At 54.7% G+C, this 17,432-nt stretch carries 13 protein-coding genes and 5 pseudogenes; 12 read left to right on the plus strand and 6 right to left on the minus strand.

What is annotated here, in order from left to right; translation table 11 throughout:
- Positions 1 to 106: 106 nt before the first annotated feature.
- Both SGP1_RS11590 and yebS read right to left on the minus strand, forming a co-directional pair.
- A pseudogene (locus SGP1_RS11590) lies at positions 107 to 2,630 on the minus strand (MlaD family protein).
- A pseudogene (gene yebS, locus SGP1_RS11595) lies at positions 2,602 to 3,815 on the minus strand (membrane integrity lipid transport subunit YebS). The pseudogenes SGP1_RS11590 and yebS overlap by 29 nt, the downstream one beginning before the upstream one ends.
- A gap of 238 nt (positions 3,816 to 4,053) precedes the next feature.
- On the opposite strand from yebS, the gene SGP1_RS11600 reads away from it, so the two are divergent.
- The 4 genes from SGP1_RS11600 (at position 4,054) to htpX (ending at position 8,455) form a co-directional block, all read left to right on the plus strand.
- Positions 4,054 to 4,545 (plus strand): GAF domain-containing protein, encoded by a 492-nt coding sequence (locus tag SGP1_RS11600; protein ID WP_011411143.1) that lies wholly within the window; start codon positions 4,054 to 4,056, stop codon positions 4,543 to 4,545.
- A 101-nt stretch (positions 4,546 to 4,646) separates the two neighbouring features.
- Positions 4,647 to 5,327, plus strand: coding sequence for an RNA chaperone ProQ (gene proQ, locus SGP1_RS11605; protein ID WP_011411144.1), 681 nt, complete (start codon positions 4,647 to 4,649; stop codon positions 5,325 to 5,327).
- A gap of 19 nt (positions 5,328 to 5,346) precedes the next feature.
- Positions 5,347 to 7,452 (plus strand): carboxy terminal-processing peptidase, encoded by a 2,106-nt coding sequence (gene prc, locus SGP1_RS11610; RefSeq protein WP_011411145.1) that lies wholly within the window; start codon positions 5,347 to 5,349, stop codon positions 7,450 to 7,452.
- Between the two features lie 121 nt (positions 7,453 to 7,573).
- Positions 7,574 to 8,455, plus strand: a complete 882-nt coding sequence (htpX, locus tag SGP1_RS11615; protein ID WP_011411146.1) for a protease HtpX — start codon at positions 7,574 to 7,576, stop codon at positions 8,453 to 8,455.
- Positions 8,456 to 8,647: 192 nt separating this feature from the next.
- Here the strand turns inward: htpX and SGP1_RS11620 are convergent.
- Positions 8,648 to 9,759: pseudogene (locus tag SGP1_RS11620) on the minus strand (MFS transporter).
- A gap of 206 nt (positions 9,760 to 9,965) precedes the next feature.
- Here SGP1_RS11620 and kdgR point away from each other — a divergent pair.
- From kdgR to cspE, 7 genes and pseudogenes are all read left to right on the plus strand, one after another.
- On the plus strand, positions 9,966 to 10,757 hold the full coding sequence (kdgR, locus tag SGP1_RS11625; RefSeq protein WP_011411147.1) for a DNA-binding transcriptional regulator KdgR: 792 nt from the start codon (positions 9,966 to 9,968) through the stop codon (positions 10,755 to 10,757).
- Between the two features lie 63 nt (positions 10,758 to 10,820).
- Positions 10,821 to 11,069, plus strand: a complete 249-nt coding sequence (locus tag SGP1_RS11630) for a DUF2766 family protein (protein ID WP_011411148.1) — start codon at positions 10,821 to 10,823, stop codon at positions 11,067 to 11,069.
- A 230-nt stretch (positions 11,070 to 11,299) separates the two neighbouring features.
- On the plus strand, positions 11,300 to 11,365 hold the full coding sequence (mgrB, locus tag SGP1_RS36390) for a PhoP/PhoQ regulator MgrB (RefSeq protein ID WP_424141168.1): 66 nt from the start codon (positions 11,300 to 11,302) through the stop codon (positions 11,363 to 11,365).
- Between the two features lie 104 nt (positions 11,366 to 11,469).
- The gene (locus SGP1_RS11635; RefSeq protein ID WP_050747588.1) at positions 11,470 to 11,739 is read left to right on the plus strand and encodes a YebO family protein; all 270 of its coding nucleotides are present in this window, start codon (positions 11,470 to 11,472) and stop codon (positions 11,737 to 11,739) included.
- 88 nt (positions 11,740 to 11,827) lie between these two features.
- Positions 11,828 to 12,617: pseudogene (locus tag SGP1_RS11640) on the plus strand (MBL fold metallo-hydrolase).
- 1,143 nt (positions 12,618 to 13,760) lie between these two features.
- A complete protein-coding gene (locus SGP1_RS27365; RefSeq protein ID WP_083764749.1) occupies positions 13,761 to 13,895 on the plus strand; it encodes a DUF2627 domain-containing protein in 135 nt (44 codons plus the stop codon).
- A 23-nt stretch (positions 13,896 to 13,918) separates the two neighbouring features.
- A complete protein-coding gene (gene cspE, locus SGP1_RS11645) occupies positions 13,919 to 14,128 on the plus strand; it encodes a transcription antiterminator/RNA stability regulator CspE (protein ID WP_005968829.1) in 210 nt (69 codons plus the stop codon).
- Positions 14,129 to 14,285: 157 nt separating this feature from the next.
- On the opposite strand, the gene pgeF is transcribed toward cspE, so the two are convergent.
- Entirely contained in the window at positions 14,286 to 15,032 is a 747-nt protein-coding gene (pgeF, locus tag SGP1_RS11650; protein WP_011411149.1) for a peptidoglycan editing factor PgeF, read from the minus strand.
- A gap of 107 nt (positions 15,033 to 15,139) precedes the next feature.
- Between pgeF and rlmA the strand changes: the two are divergent.
- Positions 15,140 to 15,966 (plus strand): annotated as a pseudogene (gene rlmA / locus SGP1_RS11655) (23S rRNA (guanine(745)-N(1))-methyltransferase).
- A gap of 32 nt (positions 15,967 to 15,998) precedes the next feature.
- On the opposite strand, the gene mntP reads toward rlmA, so the two are convergent.
- Both mntP and SGP1_RS11665 read right to left on the minus strand, forming a co-directional pair.
- Positions 15,999 to 16,586 (minus strand): manganese efflux pump MntP, encoded by a 588-nt coding sequence (mntP, locus tag SGP1_RS11660; RefSeq protein WP_011411151.1) that lies wholly within the window; start codon positions 16,584 to 16,586, stop codon positions 15,999 to 16,001.
- 382 nt (positions 16,587 to 16,968) lie between these two features.
- A complete protein-coding gene (locus SGP1_RS11665) occupies positions 16,969 to 17,430 on the minus strand; it encodes a DUF986 family protein (protein ID WP_011411152.1) in 462 nt (153 codons plus the stop codon).
- Between the last annotated feature and the right edge of the window lie 2 nt (positions 17,431 to 17,432).

Raw genomic sequence — 17,432 nt, forward strand, 5'->3', positions numbered from 1 at the left:
TAGCGCAAACAGCACTAAAAGCTAAATTCTACACTGCTGGCGTACCTTCCGTACCTTCCCCCGGCTGCCGAAGGAGAAGGCCGCTATTGCCGGGCCGCCATACCCATCAATTCGGCGGCACGGCGGTGCCCCAGGTTTTCCACTCTTGTTGTTCCTCATTGTGAAGCAGGAAATGCTTGCCCTCGGTAGCTTTTGGCGCCAGCGGCGGTGTCGGGATGGCGAAGGCAATGCCGCTGCGGATGAACTGCTGGAAGGTGCCGCTCTTCACGCTGCTGCCGGTCAGGCCGAATTTAAGATCGTAGCCCGATGCCAGCCAGAACACGGAATTGGTGCGCACAGGTGCTGATATTGACGGCTGATGCGCAGCGCCACATAAACCTGGTCAACCAGCGTGCCAACCTGCAGGTTGCCGGCTTCCGGCGTGTCTACCACAATATTCAGCCCATTCAGATAACGGGAATCGGTGATGGTGGTCTGCTGCAGTTCAAATTCGCGCGCGACGCCGCCTTTGCCCGGCTCAACGTTGATATACTGCTGTAGCAGCGTTTCCAGATGGTTGACCCCGGCGGCGGAAATTTCCGGCGTCATGACCGAAAAGCGCGTGCCGTTGCGGGCAAAAATCTGCACGTATTCGGGATACAATACCGCCTGCGCCAGCACCAGATTATTGCCGGGGGAGAGCTTCATCGTCTCCATCTGGTTGACGTCAATCCCCAGATAGCGGATAGGCATGCGCGGGGAAAGTTTGTTGGCGTCGTAGGTACGCAGCGCGATCTGGCTGCCCACCGCCCACGCGGCGTTTTCCGAGCCATAAATGTTACGCGGCGCGCCTTTTAACGCGCGGTTTAGCGGTGAAGCCTGTACCGTGAGGCCGCTGCCGTTAATTTGTAGCCGCGCGCCGCCTTCGGCCCAAAACACGCTCTTGTCGCTCAACAAATTACGGTATTTCGGCTGGATGTAAACATCGACTTTGAAGTCCTGCGGCGTAGGCCGCACATCCACAATCTCACCCACCTGGAATTTGCGGTAAAGCACGATCGAACCGGTCTGGATATCGGACAAATCGGTTGCGGTCAGCGTCAAGGTGGCGTAGGGCCTGTCCCCTTGAATGCCTTGTTCAGCCATTTCGCGATTGCCGTACAATGGATAGTGGCGGCTTTGCGCCGGCCCTTGCGCGCCCGGTATGACTTCCACACTGCCGTCGAGCCATTCCTGCGCGCTGGTACCCAATACCCGTACCCCGTCCAGACCGAATTTGACATCGACCCGGCAGTTAACAACAAATTTGGTGTCTTGATGAATGAGGCCGGCGTACTCCGGCTTAACGGCGGTGCTGAACACGACCCGATCGCCCGTGAGTTGACGTGCGGTAATCTTGCCCACCTGTATCCCTTTCATCGTCAGCGGCTGACCGGCGTCGATACCGTAGGTTTGTGGCGCGCTCAGGGTAAAGATTTTCACCCCCGGCAACTGCAGTAAACTACGGTTGCCGTCGGGCACCGTGAAACGCTGCTGCGGTTCTCCGTCTCCGGGAATCAGCTCCAGCGTGGTGCCGGCCAATAAACCGCTGATATCGGGCTGGGTTAGCGAGAGCTGCGGCGTGGTCATTTCGATACGGGTACCGCTGCGCATCAAATCCGCTACCGACGGATTAAGCGTCAATTCGCCGTAACATGTTTGTCTTTTCCCAGGGTGATTTTCGTCAGCATTCCGACTTCCAGGCCCTGATACAGCAATGGTGTATGGCTGGCGCTAAGATGGCTGCCGTCTGGCAGGTCGAGGGTAATGATAACGCCGCGCTGGCTGTGGGCCAGATCGGGGTAAAGCCGATAATTATCGTCAGTGCTCGCCTGGGCGCTATTGGCCGGCGAGTCGAACGCGATGGCACCGTTGACCAACGCCGCCACGCTTTCCATTTCTACCCGCGCGCTGTGAAGGTCAACATTGGCCTTCAGCCCGGATACATTCCAAAAGCGGCTGTCTTTTTTCACCAGATGGGTAAAGCGACGATCGATCAGCACGTCGATGGTCACCCCTTTACGGTTGCGGGCGATGTCGAAATCGTAGACTTTGCCGACCGGTAGCTTGCGGAAATACACCAGCGAACCGGTGCTGAGCGAGCCCAGATTGTCCGCCTGCAAATGCACCAGCAGCTCGCCGGTATTGACGCGATATTTTGGCTGGGTATCCAGGGCGGTGAAGTGGGTATGTTCGTTGCCCTTACCCGGCATCATACCGATGTAGTTCCCGCCCACCAGGGCGTCCAGGCCGGAAATGCCGGCCAGGGATGCCTTGGGCGTCACCAGCCAGAATTGCGTTCCTTCGCGCAGCGCGTCGCGCATATCGCTTTTGATGCTAGCCTCGACCTTAATAGTGCGCAGGTCATCGCTGAGCTTGATATTCTGTACGGTGCCGACCTCCACGCCCTGATAATGCACCGGCGTGCGCCCGGCGACGATGCCATCGGCGGAGACAAAATCAATCGTTACGGTGGTACCGCGCTCTTGCAGGGTGCTATAGACCAGCCAGCCGGCAATCAGCAGGGCGATAAACGGCAGCAGCCAGAAAGGCGATATCCGGCGTTTGGTGCGGACCGTCGCATTAATCGGTGTAGTCGGCGTGTGTGGCATGTGCGTTCCATAGCAAACGGCTGTTCAACCACTCAACAGCGAGAATTGTCAAAATCACGTCGGAGCCAAAATAGAAACCGGCCGGTCCCAGCATAAAGGCAAGCAGTTGATCTCTATCGACCAGCGATAGAGTAATGGCAATCACAAACAGATCGAGCATGGGCCACCGTCCAATCCAGATAACGAAGCACAGCAGCCGGACGCGGGTCTTCATGCCTTGGCGAACATTGAAATGGATGATCAGCAGAAACGTAAACAGCATAATGATTTTGATAAACGGGACCAAAATGCTGGCGATAAAGACGATGGCCGCCACCGCCACATTCCCCTGTGCCAGAGACAAAATGCCGGACATAATCGTATCCTCGTTACGGCTCCCGTTGAGATAGATAATGGATATCGGCAGCACATTGGCGGGGATCAGCATGATAATCGCAGCAATGAGCGGCCCAGGCCTTTTGCAGACTGTGACGCTGGCGGAGGCGCAGCGGCGTATGGCAGCGCGGGCAGCGACCGCGGGCATCCGGCAGGCCGGTGAAGCGGCATCCTAGGGCGCCGCGCCGCCTGCGGGAAATAGGTGTGCCAGAGTTGGTCGGTGTTGAGATTGATTAAGGTCAGGATGCTGAGTAGGGTCAAAATAACGTAGGCGGTTAATCCTAGGCCGGTGGTCACGTCGGCGTAATCCTTCACCTTGATTGACGCTACGGCCATACCGACTAAATAAATATCGAGCATCACCCATTCTTTTAGCCGATGTAACATCAGCAGCACGGGGCGTAAATTCAGGCCCACCCGCTGGCCGAAATACAAATATAAAAGAGAAAAGACCAGTGTTGCGGGCGTCCCTACGGTGCAAAACGCCACCATACTGGCGGTGATGATATTGCCCTGTAGCGCCATTTGCCAAATGCCCTGTAGCAAATTGGCGCTAATGGGCGTGCCCAGCAGGCGGATGCTGATTAACGGTTCGGTAAAAGCAAAAGGCATCAACAGCAACATAGCGACCGCCAGCGCCGCCAGGCGGGTCATGCTCCAGTCGCGTCTGCGCACGACCTTTGCCCGGCAGCGCGGGCAGCAGGCATCCTGATTATCGCTCAGGGCCGGCAGGATAAATAAAACATCGCATTCCGGACAGCGTTGATATTGGCCGGACGGAAAGGCATCATGAATCGCGGTTATTTTCATCGCGCGGCTTTTACGCCTCCCTCACACCTCATTTTTTCACCCTCCATGCCGCTGTTGTCGGGTTATAATTACCGCTCGGCGAACTGCCTGCCTGGCAGGGCAAACATACCCGCCCGCGTGCGAACACTTTGTGAAGTCATAACGGATTAATCTTGTGGCTTTGGGCATTTATTGCTTATTTTATAGAGGCTGATGTGCCGTCTGCTAACACAAAGATTAGCTCATTTAATGGTTTATTATGAAAAAACAACAATTTTACGCCGAATTATTGCAGGATATGTCGGCACTCCTTGATGAAGAAACGCATTTTATCGCCGCGCTGGCCAACGCCAGCGCTTTGCTTTATGAGCGCCTGGAAGGGGTGAACTGGGCCGGTTTTTATTTACTCGACGGTGATATACTTGTTCTCGGGCCTTTTCAGGGTAAGGTCGCCTGCGTGCGCATCCCGCTGGGTAAAGGGGTTTGCGGTAGTGCAGCGGCGGAAAACCGAATTCAGCGTATTGGTGATGTGCATGCTTTTCAGGGACATATTGCCTGCGATGCCGCCAGTAATGCGGAAATCGTATTGCCTATCACGTTGGACGGTCGTGTGGCGGGAGTATTGGATATCGATAGCACGATTTATCAACGCTTCGATCAGGACGATGAAGAGGGACTGAAGGCAGTGGCGGATTACCTCTGCCGGCAGTTGGGAACCACCGATATGCGCAAATTTATCACTAATACTTGATAATGATATACGGATAACGTGGCATTTGCCGATGGCGTCATTATAATGACTCCTGTTCATGCCTGCGCTGGTTGGCAAGCCCGTTGTAATCAGGAAAATTCATGGAAAATCAACCTAAGTTGAACAGCAACAAAGAAGTGATTGCCTTTCTGGCGGAGCTATTCCCGCTCTGTTTCACGGCAGAAGGCGAAGCCAGGCCGCTTAAGATCGGTATTTTTCAGGACCTTGTTGAACGAGTTCAGGGCGAAGAGAATATCAGCAAGACGCAATTGCGCTCCGCGTTGCGTCTTTATACCTCAAGCTGGCGTTACCTCTACGGGATAAAGCTTGGCGCACAGCGCGTCGATCTCGACGGTCATCCCTGCGGCGAATTGGAAGGGCAGCATGTTGAGCATGCACGCAAACAATTAGAGGAAGCCAAGGTGCGCGTTCAGCTTCAGCGTGCCGCCCAGCAGGCGAAAAAGCGCGAAAATGGCGAGGCCGCGTCGCCGCGTCGTCCCGCTGCGGGCAAGCGGCCCATCAAGAGTGACAACGTCATGCCCAGCAAACCGCGTCCCAAACAAGAACGTCCCGCGCCCGCCCCCAGGCAGGCGGCGGCGCCGGTCGCCAAAACCGTGTCTGTCACCGATATTTCCATGTTGCAAATCGGCCAGGCTATTAAAGTCAAAGTGGGTAAAAATCCCATGGACGCAACCGTCATGGAAATCGCCAAAGAAGGGGTACGTGTGCAGCTCTCTTCCGGGATGGCTTTGATAGTACGCGCAGAACACTTGCAGTTCTGATACGGAGGCCAACCAGGGCATGAACACATTTGTCAGAGTCGCCATCATGGCGGGGGCGCTATTGGCGGGCGTAGCGATGGCGAAAGACGACATCACCCGCGCCGATCAGATCCCGGCGTTGAAAGAAGAAGCACAGCAGCAGACGGTGAGCCAGCGGGTCAGCGCGCGGTTTACGCGTTCGCATTATCGCCAGTTCGATCTGGACGCGGCTTTCGCCGGTAAAATTTTCGACCGTTACCTCAACATGCTCGACTATAGCCACAATGTGTTGCTGGTTGCGGATATTGCGCAGTTCGCCACCCAAAAAGCTAAGCTTGCCGACGAGCTGAAGAGTGGGAAACTGGACCTGCCGTATGCGATGTACAACCTGGCAGAAAAACGGCGGTTCGAGCGCTATCAATATGCCCTGGCGCAGTTGAGCAAGCCGATGGACTTCAACGGTAACGGCGCCATCGAAATCGACCGCAGCAAAGCCCCCTGGCCCAAAACCACGGCCGAGCTGGACGCGCTTTGGGACGCCAAGGTGAAGTATGACGCGCTGAATCTTAAGCTTACCGGTAAATATGAGAAAGAGATCCGCGATATATTGACCAAGCGTTATCAGTTCGCCATCCGGCGGCTGGCGCAAAGCAACAGCGAAGACGTGTTTCAGCTTATCATGAACGCCTTCGCCCATGAGATCGATCCGCACACCAATTACCTTTCTCCGCGCAATACCGAACAGTTCAACACCGAAATGAGCCTGTCGCTTGAAGGCATTGGCGCGGTATTGCGGATGGATGATGATTACACGGTAATAAACTCGCTGGTACCGGGCGGCCCGGCGGCGAAAAGCAAAGCCATTACCGTAGGCGATCGCGTGGTGGGCGTCGGCCAGACCGGCAAACCAATGGTGGATGTCATCGGCTGGCGGCTTGATGATGTCGTGTCGCTGATAAAAGGGCCGAAGGGTAGCAAGGTGCGGTTGGAAGTATTGCCCGCCGGCAAAGGCACCAAAACCCGTATCGTCACCGTCACCCGCGAGCGTATCCGGCTTGAGGATCGGGCGGTGAAAATGTCGGTGAAGACGATCGGCAAAGAAAAAGTAGGCGTTCTGGATATCCCCGGGTTCTATGTGGGCCTGACCGATGATGTCAAGGTACAGCTGCAGAAGCTGGAAAAACAGAACGTGCAGAGCATCATTATCGATTTGCGCGCCAACGGCGGCGGCGCATTGACCGAAGCCGTATCGTTATCGGGGTTGTTTATTCCCAGCGGGCCGGTCGTACAGGTGCGGGATAACAACGGTAAAATCCGCGAGGATAGCGATACCGACGGCATTGTCTACTATAAAGGCCCGCTGGTGGTGCTGGTCGATCGGTTCAGTGCCTCCGCGTCGGAGATTTTCGCCGCGGCGATGCAGGATTATGGTCGGGCGCTGGTAGTCGGTGAGCCGACCTTCGGTAAAGGTACCGTGCAGCAATACCGCTCTCTGAACCGTATTTACGATCAGATGTTGCGCCCGGAATGGCCTGCGCTGGGGTCTATTCAATACACGATTCAGAAATTTTACCGCGTCAACGGCGGAAGCACGCAGCGTAAAGGCGTCGTGCCGGATATCATCATGCCCACCGGCACCGAGACCGTCGAAACCGGCGAAAAATTTGAAGATAATGCGCTCCCTTGGGACAGCATTAACGCGGCCACCTATACCAAGGCCGGCGATCTGAAGCCCTTTTCCCCAGAATTGCTTAAAGCGCATCAGGCGCGTATTGCCAAGGATCCTGAATTCCAATATATAAAACAGGATATTGCGCGATTCCACGCCATGAAAGATAAGCGTAACTGGGTATCCCTCAATCTTGCCCAGCGGGAAAAGGAGAACCATGAGGATGACGCTATCCGCCTGCAGCGCACCAACGAGCGGCTGATACGTCAGGGCAAGAAACCGGTGAAAAATCTGGAGGCGATTCCCAAGGATTTTAAAGAGCCGGATCCCTACCTGGATGAAACGGTGCAGATTGCGCTGGATCTTGCTCATGCCGAAGCCCGCCCGCCTCCCCCCTGCGGGGTAACAGGCTCACCAGTGTGCCGACATCGGTGCCCTTTTTATTGGCGTGGGTCAGGGAAGGGGGCAAAAGTTTAACAAAATATAAAGTTATGTTTTTTTAGCGACTTATTGACTCCTAATGCTTGAAAATCGCCGGCGAGACCCTAGATTAACGTTACGCACTAAGCGTGATAATTTCCGAGGAACCTGACATTTTATGATGCGTATCTCTCTCTTCCTGCTCACTAACCTGGCGGTGATGGTGGTGTTCGGTATTGTACTGAGCCTCACCGGGATCCAGTCCTCCAGTGCTGCCGGATTAATGATTATGGCCGGCTTGTTCGGTTTCGGCGGAGCTTTCGTTTCGCTGTTAATGTCAAAATCCATGGCGCTGCGCTCGGTCGGCGGCGAAGTGATTGAGCAGCCGCGCAACGAAACCGAACGCTGGCTGCTTAATACCGTGCGCCAGCAGGCGCAGCAGGCGAACATCACCATGCCGCAGGTGGCGTTGTACCACGCGCCCGATATCAACGCTTTTGCTACCGGCGCCCGGCGCGATGCTTCGCTGGTGGCAGTCAGTACCGGCTTGTTGCAGAATATGAACCGCGACGAGGCCGAAGCGGTGATCGCGCACGAAATCAGCCATATCGCCAATGGCGATATGGTGACCATGACCCTTATCCAGGGCGTGGTAAATACTTTCGTCATTTTCATCTCGCGCATCCTGGCGCAGCTGGCGGCGGGCTTTATGTCGTCGGGCCGCGACGAAGGGGAAAGCGGTAACGGCAATCCGCTGGTGTATTTCGCCGTTTCCATGGTGTTGGAGCTGGTGTTTGGCGTATTGGCGAGCATTATCACGCTGTGGTTCTCGCGCCATCGTGAATTCCACGCCGACGCCGGTTCGGCTAGATTGGTGGGGCGCGAGAAAATGATTGCGGCGCTACAGCGGCTGAAAACCAGTTATGAACCCCAGGAAGCCAGCAGCATGATGGCCTTCTGCATTAACGGCCGCAACAAGACCTTCAGCGAGCTGTTTATGTCTCACCCACCGCTGGATAAACGCATTGAGGCGCTGCGTTCCGGCGCTTATCTGCAATAAGGCGCGTCGGCGGAGCCGCCGTTAAGACGTTCATTCCCACGGGGCTGCGGCGCTCGCCAACGCCTTGGCTTCAAGGGACAACGGCGCGGCCTACAGCGGAGGCGCCGCAGGCCGCAAGAGAACCGCACTCGCTGCGTGGGGTTCTTTTTTTGCTGGGTGTTGTTCTCTTAGCCGACGTGAGCGCCGCCGCGTTTATTTCCCGACCGCCTGCTGGGGGTTAGCCTGCGTCATTCGTAGCGAGCTGACCAGCGCGGCGCCGGCGGCAAAAATACCCTCCAGCACTAATGAGGCGTGGGTGCCGCTGTCGCCAAACATGTTAAACATCAGCGCGACCAGGGCGGCACCGCTGGTTTGGCCAAACAAGCGGGCAGTGCCCAACATGCCGGTGGCGACCTCTGTCCGGCCCAGAACGGTTTACAGATAAAAGGGCAGGGAGACCATCGCCAGCATTTGGGCGCTAAAAGAACAGATGGAGGTACACATGGACAGGGAGAACAGGGGAATGCGCAGCAAGTCTACCGGCAGCAGCGGCCAGCGTTGGCGTAACTGTTGACGGACGAATAAAGTGCCTACCGCGAGGGCCAGACAGAGCTCGATGGCTATCCAGCGGCCGTTGACCTGTTGGGCGAAGCCGCTTAGCGCGGACAGCAGCAGGCCAAAGGTCAGGGCATTCATCAGCGCGCTGGCGGCGTTGAAGCGTTGGCCGCTGTTTTTCTGCGCGAGTTAACCGGCAGGAAACGGTGTCCCAACCACAGGGCGAACAGGCCGATAGGCACATTGATGGCGAACAGCCACTGCCAGCTGGCCACCGACAGTACGCCTGCCGCCACCGTGGGACCGGCGGCGGTAGACATCGCCACCATCGGCGTATTGATGGCCATACCGCGGCCGAGAATACGCTTCGGATAGATAATGCGGATTAGCGCGCCATTGATGCTCATTTCTGCCGCGGCGCCGAAACCCTGGAGCACGCGGGAGCCAATCAACATCCATAGGCTGTCCAGCAATGCACAGAGTAACGACATGACGCTGAATACCGCCAGACCGCACTGATAGACGCGCCGGTAGCCGTAAATATCGCCGAGGCTGGCGAAAGAAAGCAGGGAAACGATTATCTCCAGCTGATAGGCATTGACCACCCAGATCGAGGCCGCCGGGCTGGTGTGGAGTTCCCGGGCGATAGTGGGCAGGGCGACGTTGACGATGGCGCCATCCAGGACCGCAATGGAGACGCTCAACACAATCGTTAGAATGGCTCCGTAGCGTTGCGGCAGGGGAAGGCCGTCATGATCGATGTGGGTCATTAAGGTTCGTTCATCCGTAAAAGCATTTACTGTAACACTTTTGTTGCAATCGGCGAGGTGCGATTCGAGCGTGAAATGTAATAAATACTAACTAACGGTCAATGTCGGGCACTCCCGTATTGCGCAGGCGATGGCCTTGCCATTATACTAAAAATCATGTTCTATTTTTTTAAAACACAAACTCCCTTTACAGGATACCCATTAACATGGCGATAGCAGAAGTCGACCGGCAACCCGATTCGGTGTCGTCGGTATTGAAAGTGTTTGGCATCCTCCAGGCATTAGGGGATGAGCGTGAAATTGGCATTACCGAGCTATCGCAGCGGGTAATGATGTCCAAAAGTACGGTGTACCGTTTCCTACAAACGATGAAATCCCTGGGGTATGTTGCCCAGGAAGGGGAATCGGAAAAGTATTCATTAACGCTTAAATTATTTGAACTAGGCGCTAAAGCACTGCAGAACGTCGATTTGATACGCCTCGCCGATATTCAGATGCGGGTATTGTCCAATCTGACGCGTGAGACTATCCATCTTGGCACGCTGGATGAGGACAGCATTGTCTATATTCACAAGATAGACTCGTTGTACAATTTACGGATGTATTCCCGCGTCGGCCGCCGTAACCCGCTCTACAGTACCGCTATTGGCAAGGTGCTGCTGGCTTGGCGCGAGACCGCTGAGGCGCGCTACATTCTGGCTGATGTGGTTTTTACCCGCAGTACATCGCGCACGGCAGGCAGCAGCGAGGCGCTATTGCCGGAGCTTGAGCAAGTGCGCGCGCAGGGCTTCGGCGAGGATAACGAGGAGCAGGAGGAAGGGTTGCGTTGTATCGCCGTGCCGATTTTTGACCGTTTTGGGGTCATCATCGCCGGCATGAGCATCTCGTTTCCCACTATTCGTTTCTCCGAAGACGCCAAAAACGATTATGTCAAAATGCTGCACGATGCGGCGCGAACGATCTCCCGCCAGATGGGCTACCACGACTATCCGTTTTAACGCCCCGTTGATTGAACCGGGTGATCATGCCTGGTTCAGATGCCCACGCTTAAAGGGAAAGAGATGACAAAGCCTTTCACCGAAAACCAGGAACTGGTGTCCGATCTGGTCGCCTGCCAGCTGGTGATAAAACAAATTCTGGATGTTATCGATATTATCGCGCCTGCGGAGGTGCGGGACAAAATGTCCGCGCAACTGAAAAACATCGATTTTGGCACCCATCCCGCCGCGCGTGATCCCATCACGCGGCGCGCAATTGAGAAAGCTATTGCCCTTATTGACATGAAGTTCGACCTCTCCACCCCACATTAACTGCCCTCTTTAGGCCGCATTAAGCCGATGAGTGCGTTCGATTTAATGTGTATGTGCATTTTTTACTTAAAATGATTTAATTTGAAACCAATTAAGGTGCTGTTATCTGCTGTTTAAGTTTTAGCGGATAACATTGCTGCATTAGGCATTTCAGGAATAGGGTTTTGAAAAGAGGCACAATGGTTAAACTCATCGTGATTCTGCTGCTCTGTCTGGCGCTTTGACTGTCGGTGCTAAATAGCTTTTGCGATCAGGGAGGGGATTTCTTCAGCGGCATGTGTCTGGTGACTAAATAGATGCCTTGGTAACGTCTGTTAACAGGCAAATTTTGTCAGCAGGGTACTAAGTCCTCCATGGAGTGATAAGATAGCCACTGGTTTAATGAGTGGCAGGTCAGTTCATGAATGAGTTGGGAGATAGCAGCCTGAATATCGCCGTCGCCGTGGCATCCGTCGCGGTATTTGTCATTGTGTTGGCGGTGTGGTTTTTCCTCAACCGCGCCAGTGTCAAAGTCAACGAGCAGATAGCCTTGCTCACCGAGCTTCTGGAGCAGCAGAAACAGCAAACCGCGCTGCTGGCGAAGTTAACCCGGGGAGAACAGCCGAACCCGGCCGCACCCCCCGTCCCCGGCGAGCCCGTCATGTTTAAAGATTTTATCGCCGAACGGTAATACCCCAACGGGCGTTAATTCCCCTGCTGACATAGGGACGGCGGGCTATCCTTTGCGTTGTCCGTCCCTGACAGGGAGAGTGCAAACCATGAGCAAGCCCAATCGCTGGTATGATTCCGCCAAACTCCACCACACGCCAACAGGCTTCACCAATCCAGACGTTTCTCTGTGCGACCCGGGGGCGTTAAAACGCTGGAGCGAAGAGCGCAAGGCGCAGGGATTGCCGCGACCGCTCGATGAAGGTGGCGATCCTCGCTGAATTGCCCGCCATCGATTGGGTTTTATACTCCCATAATTATCATGATCGCGGCACGCTGCGGCGGCTGTTATCGCGTTTTCCCGCATTACGGGTTGCTGCGCCTCTGGGCATTGGAGACTGGTTACAGCGACACGGTGTCAAACATGTCGACGAATGTGACTGGTGGGATGCTCTGACGTTGGCGGAGTTTACGTTGCACTGTACGCCGGCCCGCCACTGTAGCATGCGGGCGCTGTGGGACCGCAATCAAAGTTTATGGTGCGGCTGGGTTGTCTCCACACCCCATTGGCGTTTCTTCTTTGCGGGCGACAGCAGTTACACTCCGCGGCTGACGGAAATTGGTCAACGGCTGGGGCCGTTGGATGCTGCAGCGCTGCCTATCGGCTCCTATGCACCAGAATGGTTCATGACTGAAAGCCATATGAGTCCGACCGAGGCGGTGCGTTTTTATCAGGAACTACAGCAGCCGCGGGTCATCCCGATTCATTGGGGGGTGTTCGAGCTGGCGGATGAATCTCTGGACGAGCCGCCGCGGGAATTGCAGCGTGCTCAGCGCGCGGCCGGTTTAGACAATGCCGATTTTACCGCGCTGAAAATAGGCGGCAAAATGCGCCTTTGACTGTTCCTCTCCTCTCGCCCGGTGTCTGCGGCTGGGGAGCAAAAGGCCACCGGAAGGCAAATCGGATGGCTTAAGACGCGCTGGCGTCTGAGCCGCAAGGCCTGCGGCACCTGAACCGGTAAACGCTGAGCCTGTGGCACCGCTGTGCGGCGGCCCTCGTAAGCCCGGTGGACCTGGGGAGGGAAAACCGGTGGCTGCCTGGGCCTGCGGCAGGGTGGCGGTCTGAGCGGTAAACGCGATGCTGGTTGGATTGCCACTAAAGAGGCGAGTGAATCTGTCGCAGTGAGGGGATGGCGGCGTTATGGCCTGAGACGGCTAAGCCGGCCGCCCATGCGTCATCGCTAAACGGCAGCTACAACCTTGATGATACGTGCTTTCGCAGGCACACGGGATATTGACGATGGGGCCGTGCATGAGGGAAAGGATAATTAAACGCAGCGGTGTGACAAATACCTGCAATCGGCTGAGCAGTCAATTTCCTTTTCCAATTGTCATATTGCTTTAATATTCACCGTATATAGTGCGTTAATATCAAACCAGCGTAAACGCAGCTGGTAATAAATGGACATTATGTGTCTTTTTTGTTCGGTTGGGTGCATTAACGGCCCTTAGGTTATTTTTAAATTTATTAATTGGCATATTAGCATCTTATGCACAGACAAAGATTGCACAAGATTGGTGATCGCTTATAGCGCAACTTCAGCACCGGACTGGGGCGACAGGCGGTGTTCATAAGTCGGTGTTATCCTGTCTGAAAGGCGAGGGGACTGGCAGGCGTAAATGTCTCGGTCATAAAGGTTTAGCACAATCTTTTACTATGTTAGAAAAAGAGGTTATAAGCCCGGGAGTAAAAATTGTGAAGTGGGCCTCTTGATTTCTTACATTGATGAATGAATAGTTATTTCTGAATAATGCATTGGACGTCGGCAGGGGTTTGCGCTAATATCATCTTTATCCGATAACGGCAGACCGCAGCGCTATAACCCAGTATGAAATGAGGATCTCCCGCACCTTATTGATGCCAGGTGAGTAGCCCAGTGTCCTGATTATGTGCGACATATCCGGCCCTGATTAAAAATGGCTTGCCATTATTTACAGAGTATGTGATAACGCAATTGGGTAAAACGAGGTACAGTTCTGTATATGAGTGGCATTTTCAGTAAAGAAGTTTTGCGTGTATACGATTTCGTTACATACCGCTTCTCTGCCGATCCTTATCTTAGTGCCTCAAGCAGTAACGACTCCAGTTTGTCTCTGTATCGCCAAAAGGCGATTTAAACACTCCAAAGGAAATATGCAAGATGGCAAAGATTAAAGGTCAAGTGAAGTGGTTCAATGAGTCTAAAGGTTTTGGTTTCATCACTCCGGCCGATGGCAGCAAAGACGTGTTTGTTCACTTCTCCGCTATTCAGGGTAACGGTTTCAAAACCCTGGCTGAAGGCCAGAACGTTGAATTCGAAATCCAGGATGGCCAGAAAGGCCCTTCAGCAGTTAACGTAACTGCCCTGTAATCCAGGTTGCTGCGGCAACAGTCGGTCATTTGACTGACGGATAACATCTAAATCCCCCTGCTGGATTCGTGTCAGCAGGGGGATTTAACTTTGTGCCAGCACCTTTCGGGTTTGTCCCGGCGTCGTCGCTGTTGGCTGGCAGGTGTCTTGTTATTCCTCAATCGGGTATCCCGTTAAACCCCGCCGTAGCGTCGTCCGGCAGAATGATAAGCCCGCTGTGCTGATTGCGGCCACTGATGGGGGGATGGGCAGGATTATGCTCCCGCTGTTTGCTATTGCGGCGAAAACTGGTATAGCGCATGCCATTTTCCGGCGCTGGCGCCGGGCAACAAAGTGTGCAATGACCGATCGTGTCGACCGTATTGAAACCAAGCGTTAATAACTGCTGCCGGGCAATGGCCGCCAAATCCAGATGGTGCGGACGCGGCGCGATAACCGCGGCCGGTAGTGGCAGTCGTTGCTTGAATTCATCCACCAGCGCCTGACTGACTTCATAACAGCACGGTCCGGCCGCGGGCCCAATCACAGCAACCCACTGTGATGGTCTATCGCCCGTCGCATCAAGCGTAGCGGCAAATTCCCCGAGGATCCCCGCCAGCAAACCGCGCCAGCCCGCGTGCACTGCGCCGATACGTCGACCGTCGCGGCGACAGAACAGCACAGGCAGACAGTCAGCGGTAAGCACCGTTAGCAGTATACCGGGAACATCGGTGATGACGCCGTCAAGTTCGCCAAGCGCCTCGCCCGGCCGGCGCACCCAGCCGATGGCGGTACCATGAACCTGCTTCTTATCCGGCAGCGTTGTTTGCCAGGACTGAAGCCTTTCAGGCATGAGCGACTCCTTGTCGCCAAAACCGTGCGCCACCCCGGGGATGGAGGTTAGCAGGGAAGAATAAGCGGTCATCGTCGAAATGCGTGCCTAGTGAATGATGCGCTCAGTGTAGCGCGTTTTTCTGCCGCCAGAGGGGTTATTTTATGTTACACTGCGCCCTACGATGTTTTCCGATCGGAATGGCCATGTCTTGTTTCCAATGTTCGCTTTGCCACCAGCCGCTCTCGCTGCACGACGCGTGTTATCGTTGCGTCGGGCAGCATAGCTTTGACCTCGCCAAAGATGGGTATGTCAATCTGCTGCCGGTGCAGTTCAAACACAGTAAAGATCCTGGGGATGCGCTTTTAATGATGGCGGTGCGGTGCGCGTTTCTGGATGCCGGCCATTATCAGCCGTTACGGGACAGGGTCATTGCAGCCGTCGCGGCGCTTACGCCCGAACCCGGCCTCCGCTGGCTTGATATCGGCTGTGGAGAGGGATATTACATCGCCGCGCTGGTGGACCAGCTCAAACACCACCAGCCGCAAGCGGAGGTTTATGGGATGGATATCGCCAAAAATGCGGTGCGCAGCGCCGCTAAGCGCTATAGGCAGGTCCGCTTCTGCGTCGCCTCAAGCCAGCGGCTGCCGTTCGTCGATGCATCACTGGACGGTATCATGCGCATTTATGCGCCGAGCAATCCCGCCGAGCTTAGGCGCACGCTATGTCCGGGGGGGCGTGCTGCTGACGGTGACTCCCGGCCCGCGCCATCTTTATCAGCTTAAAGCACTTATTTACCGCGATGTGCAACTGCACGAACCCAAGGAAGAAAACGTTGCGGGCTTTACCCTGTTGCAGGAATTATCGCTCGGCTACCCGCTGCGGTTGACCGGCGAGGAGGGCGTGGCGCTGCTGCGCATGACGCCCTTCGCCTGGCGCCCCCCCATTGGTGCTGGAACGGCTGGCGGCCATGCCCCGGTTCGACTGCGAAACGGATTTTATCGTGCGCCTGTGGCGGCGTGCCTGACGTCTGGGCGATGCGGCGGGAGCAGGGCGGACTTAACCGGGCAGATGGGCGAGCATAGCCTCGCCGATATGGCTGTAAAGTATGTTACAGCCGATGCCGATGAGAATCAGGCCGCCGATGATTTCCGCTTTACTGCCCAGACAAGGGCCGACAAAACGTCCCAGCAGCATGCCGATGGTGGACATAATCAAGGTGGCGAGACCGATAAGCAGCGCGGCGTGGAGGATATTGACTTGCAGCATCGCCAAACCCACACCGATGGCCAGTGCATCAAGGCTGGTCGCGATGGCGGTAGCGATCAGCACGCCTAGACTATGCTTGCCGACCAGCGACGTCTCTAACGGCTGCTGTTTCCAGCCCGCCAGAACCATCCGACCGCCCAGAAACGCCAACAGGGTAAACGCCACCCAGTGATCCCAACGCATAATATATTGGCTGGACAGCAAACCAAGCCCCCAGCCGATAAGCGGGGTGATGGCTTCTATTACGCCGAAAATCAGTCCGGTGCGCAGCGCTTCTCGTAGCGCGGGCTTGTGCAGCGTGGCGCCTTTGCCAACGGAGGCGGCAAAGGCATCCATCGACATGCCAAAGGCAAGAATCAGTGTGGCGGAAAGGTTCATTATTCTGTCTCGGCTGAGCGCCCATATCCACGCTTTCCCGTCCCCCAACCTTACCGACAGGTCCGCAGTCTATAGTCTTACCAGCCGATGAAGGCCGCCCGCACCACGTTTACCAAAGAAACGAGTATGTTGACACGGGTGTTTCCGCCGAGAGGCGAAAACAGGCTACTCCCTAATGACGCCGCAATTTTAACATATTAAATCCCTCAATAACAACTATAAAAATAACAGGGATAAATACCCGCAGGCTTGCTGTTGATTAAATGCGCACACGGGGAGTGTAGAGCCAAGATATGTCGGCGTGTAACGGCGTAATTAATGAATAGGGTATTTTTAATGGTGGTAACTAATTTATTTAGTCAAGGCTATAAATAATTTTAACCTACTGTATTTCAATGAGTAAGTGATAGATTTTCTGTAAGTCATCTAATTTATTGACCTGTATCAACAAACTTCTTTTTTCCAAATCAATGACCAGATAACCATCTTCTGATAAATTCATGTTTTTGATGCGGGAATAATTAATAAAAACATTGCCGTAAAAAAAACCTTCGGTTTTGAAAAGCATTCGAGGGCAGCGAATATAGGCCAGATAGATCACCATCAATCCCAGAAATAAAATCAGGGTAGAGGTCATTACCTTGCCGTCGGTGGTGATATTCTTGTACAGCAGGATAAGCAGCAAGACGATAAAAATCAGCCCATCCAAGCGCCCCTGACGGCGCAACGGTACTCGTAGCCGCGTCTTACCGCGCAGCGCGTAATCTACAATGAACTCATCAAAGACGGCAAACAGCAATGCGATAACAATCATTATTACCAGGCCGATATCGGTAACGGTCATGC

The organism is Sodalis glossinidius str. 'morsitans', from assembly GCF_000010085.1.
Lineage (GTDB): Bacteria > Pseudomonadota > Gammaproteobacteria > Enterobacterales > Enterobacteriaceae > Sodalis > Sodalis glossinidius.

Bases quoted from the DNA above. Each gene is read 5' to 3' on its own strand.
- SGP1_RS11600 (WP_011411143.1), top strand. From the start codon at position 4,054: ATGAAAAAACAACAATTTTACGCCGAATTATTGCAGGATATGTCGGCA.
- proQ (WP_011411144.1), top strand. From the start codon at position 4,647: ATGGAAAATCAACCTAAGTTGAACAGCAACAAAGAAGTGATTGCCTTT.
- prc (WP_011411145.1), top strand. From the start codon at position 5,347: ATGAACACATTTGTCAGAGTCGCCATCATGGCGGGGGCGCTATTGGCG.
- htpX (WP_011411146.1), top strand. From the start codon at position 7,574: ATGATGCGTATCTCTCTCTTCCTGCTCACTAACCTGGCGGTGATGGTG.
- kdgR (WP_011411147.1), top strand. From the start codon at position 9,966: ATGGCGATAGCAGAAGTCGACCGGCAACCCGATTCGGTGTCGTCGGTA.
- SGP1_RS11630 (WP_011411148.1), top strand. From the start codon at position 10,821: ATGACAAAGCCTTTCACCGAAAACCAGGAACTGGTGTCCGATCTGGTC.
- SGP1_RS11635 (WP_050747588.1), top strand. From the start codon at position 11,470: ATGAATGAGTTGGGAGATAGCAGCCTGAATATCGCCGTCGCCGTGGCA.
- SGP1_RS27365 (WP_083764749.1), top strand. From the start codon at position 13,761: ATGAGTGGCATTTTCAGTAAAGAAGTTTTGCGTGTATACGATTTCGTT.
- cspE (WP_005968829.1), top strand. From the start codon at position 13,919: ATGGCAAAGATTAAAGGTCAAGTGAAGTGGTTCAATGAGTCTAAAGGT.
- pgeF (WP_011411149.1), bottom strand. From the start codon at position 15,032: ATGACCGCTTATTCTTCCCTGCTAACCTCCATCCCCGGGGTGGCGCAC.
- mntP (WP_011411151.1), bottom strand. From the start codon at position 16,586: ATGAACCTTTCCGCCACACTGATTCTTGCCTTTGGCATGTCGATGGAT.
- SGP1_RS11665 (WP_011411152.1), bottom strand. From the start codon at position 17,430: ATGACCGTTACCGATATCGGCCTGGTAATAATGATTGTTATCGCATTG.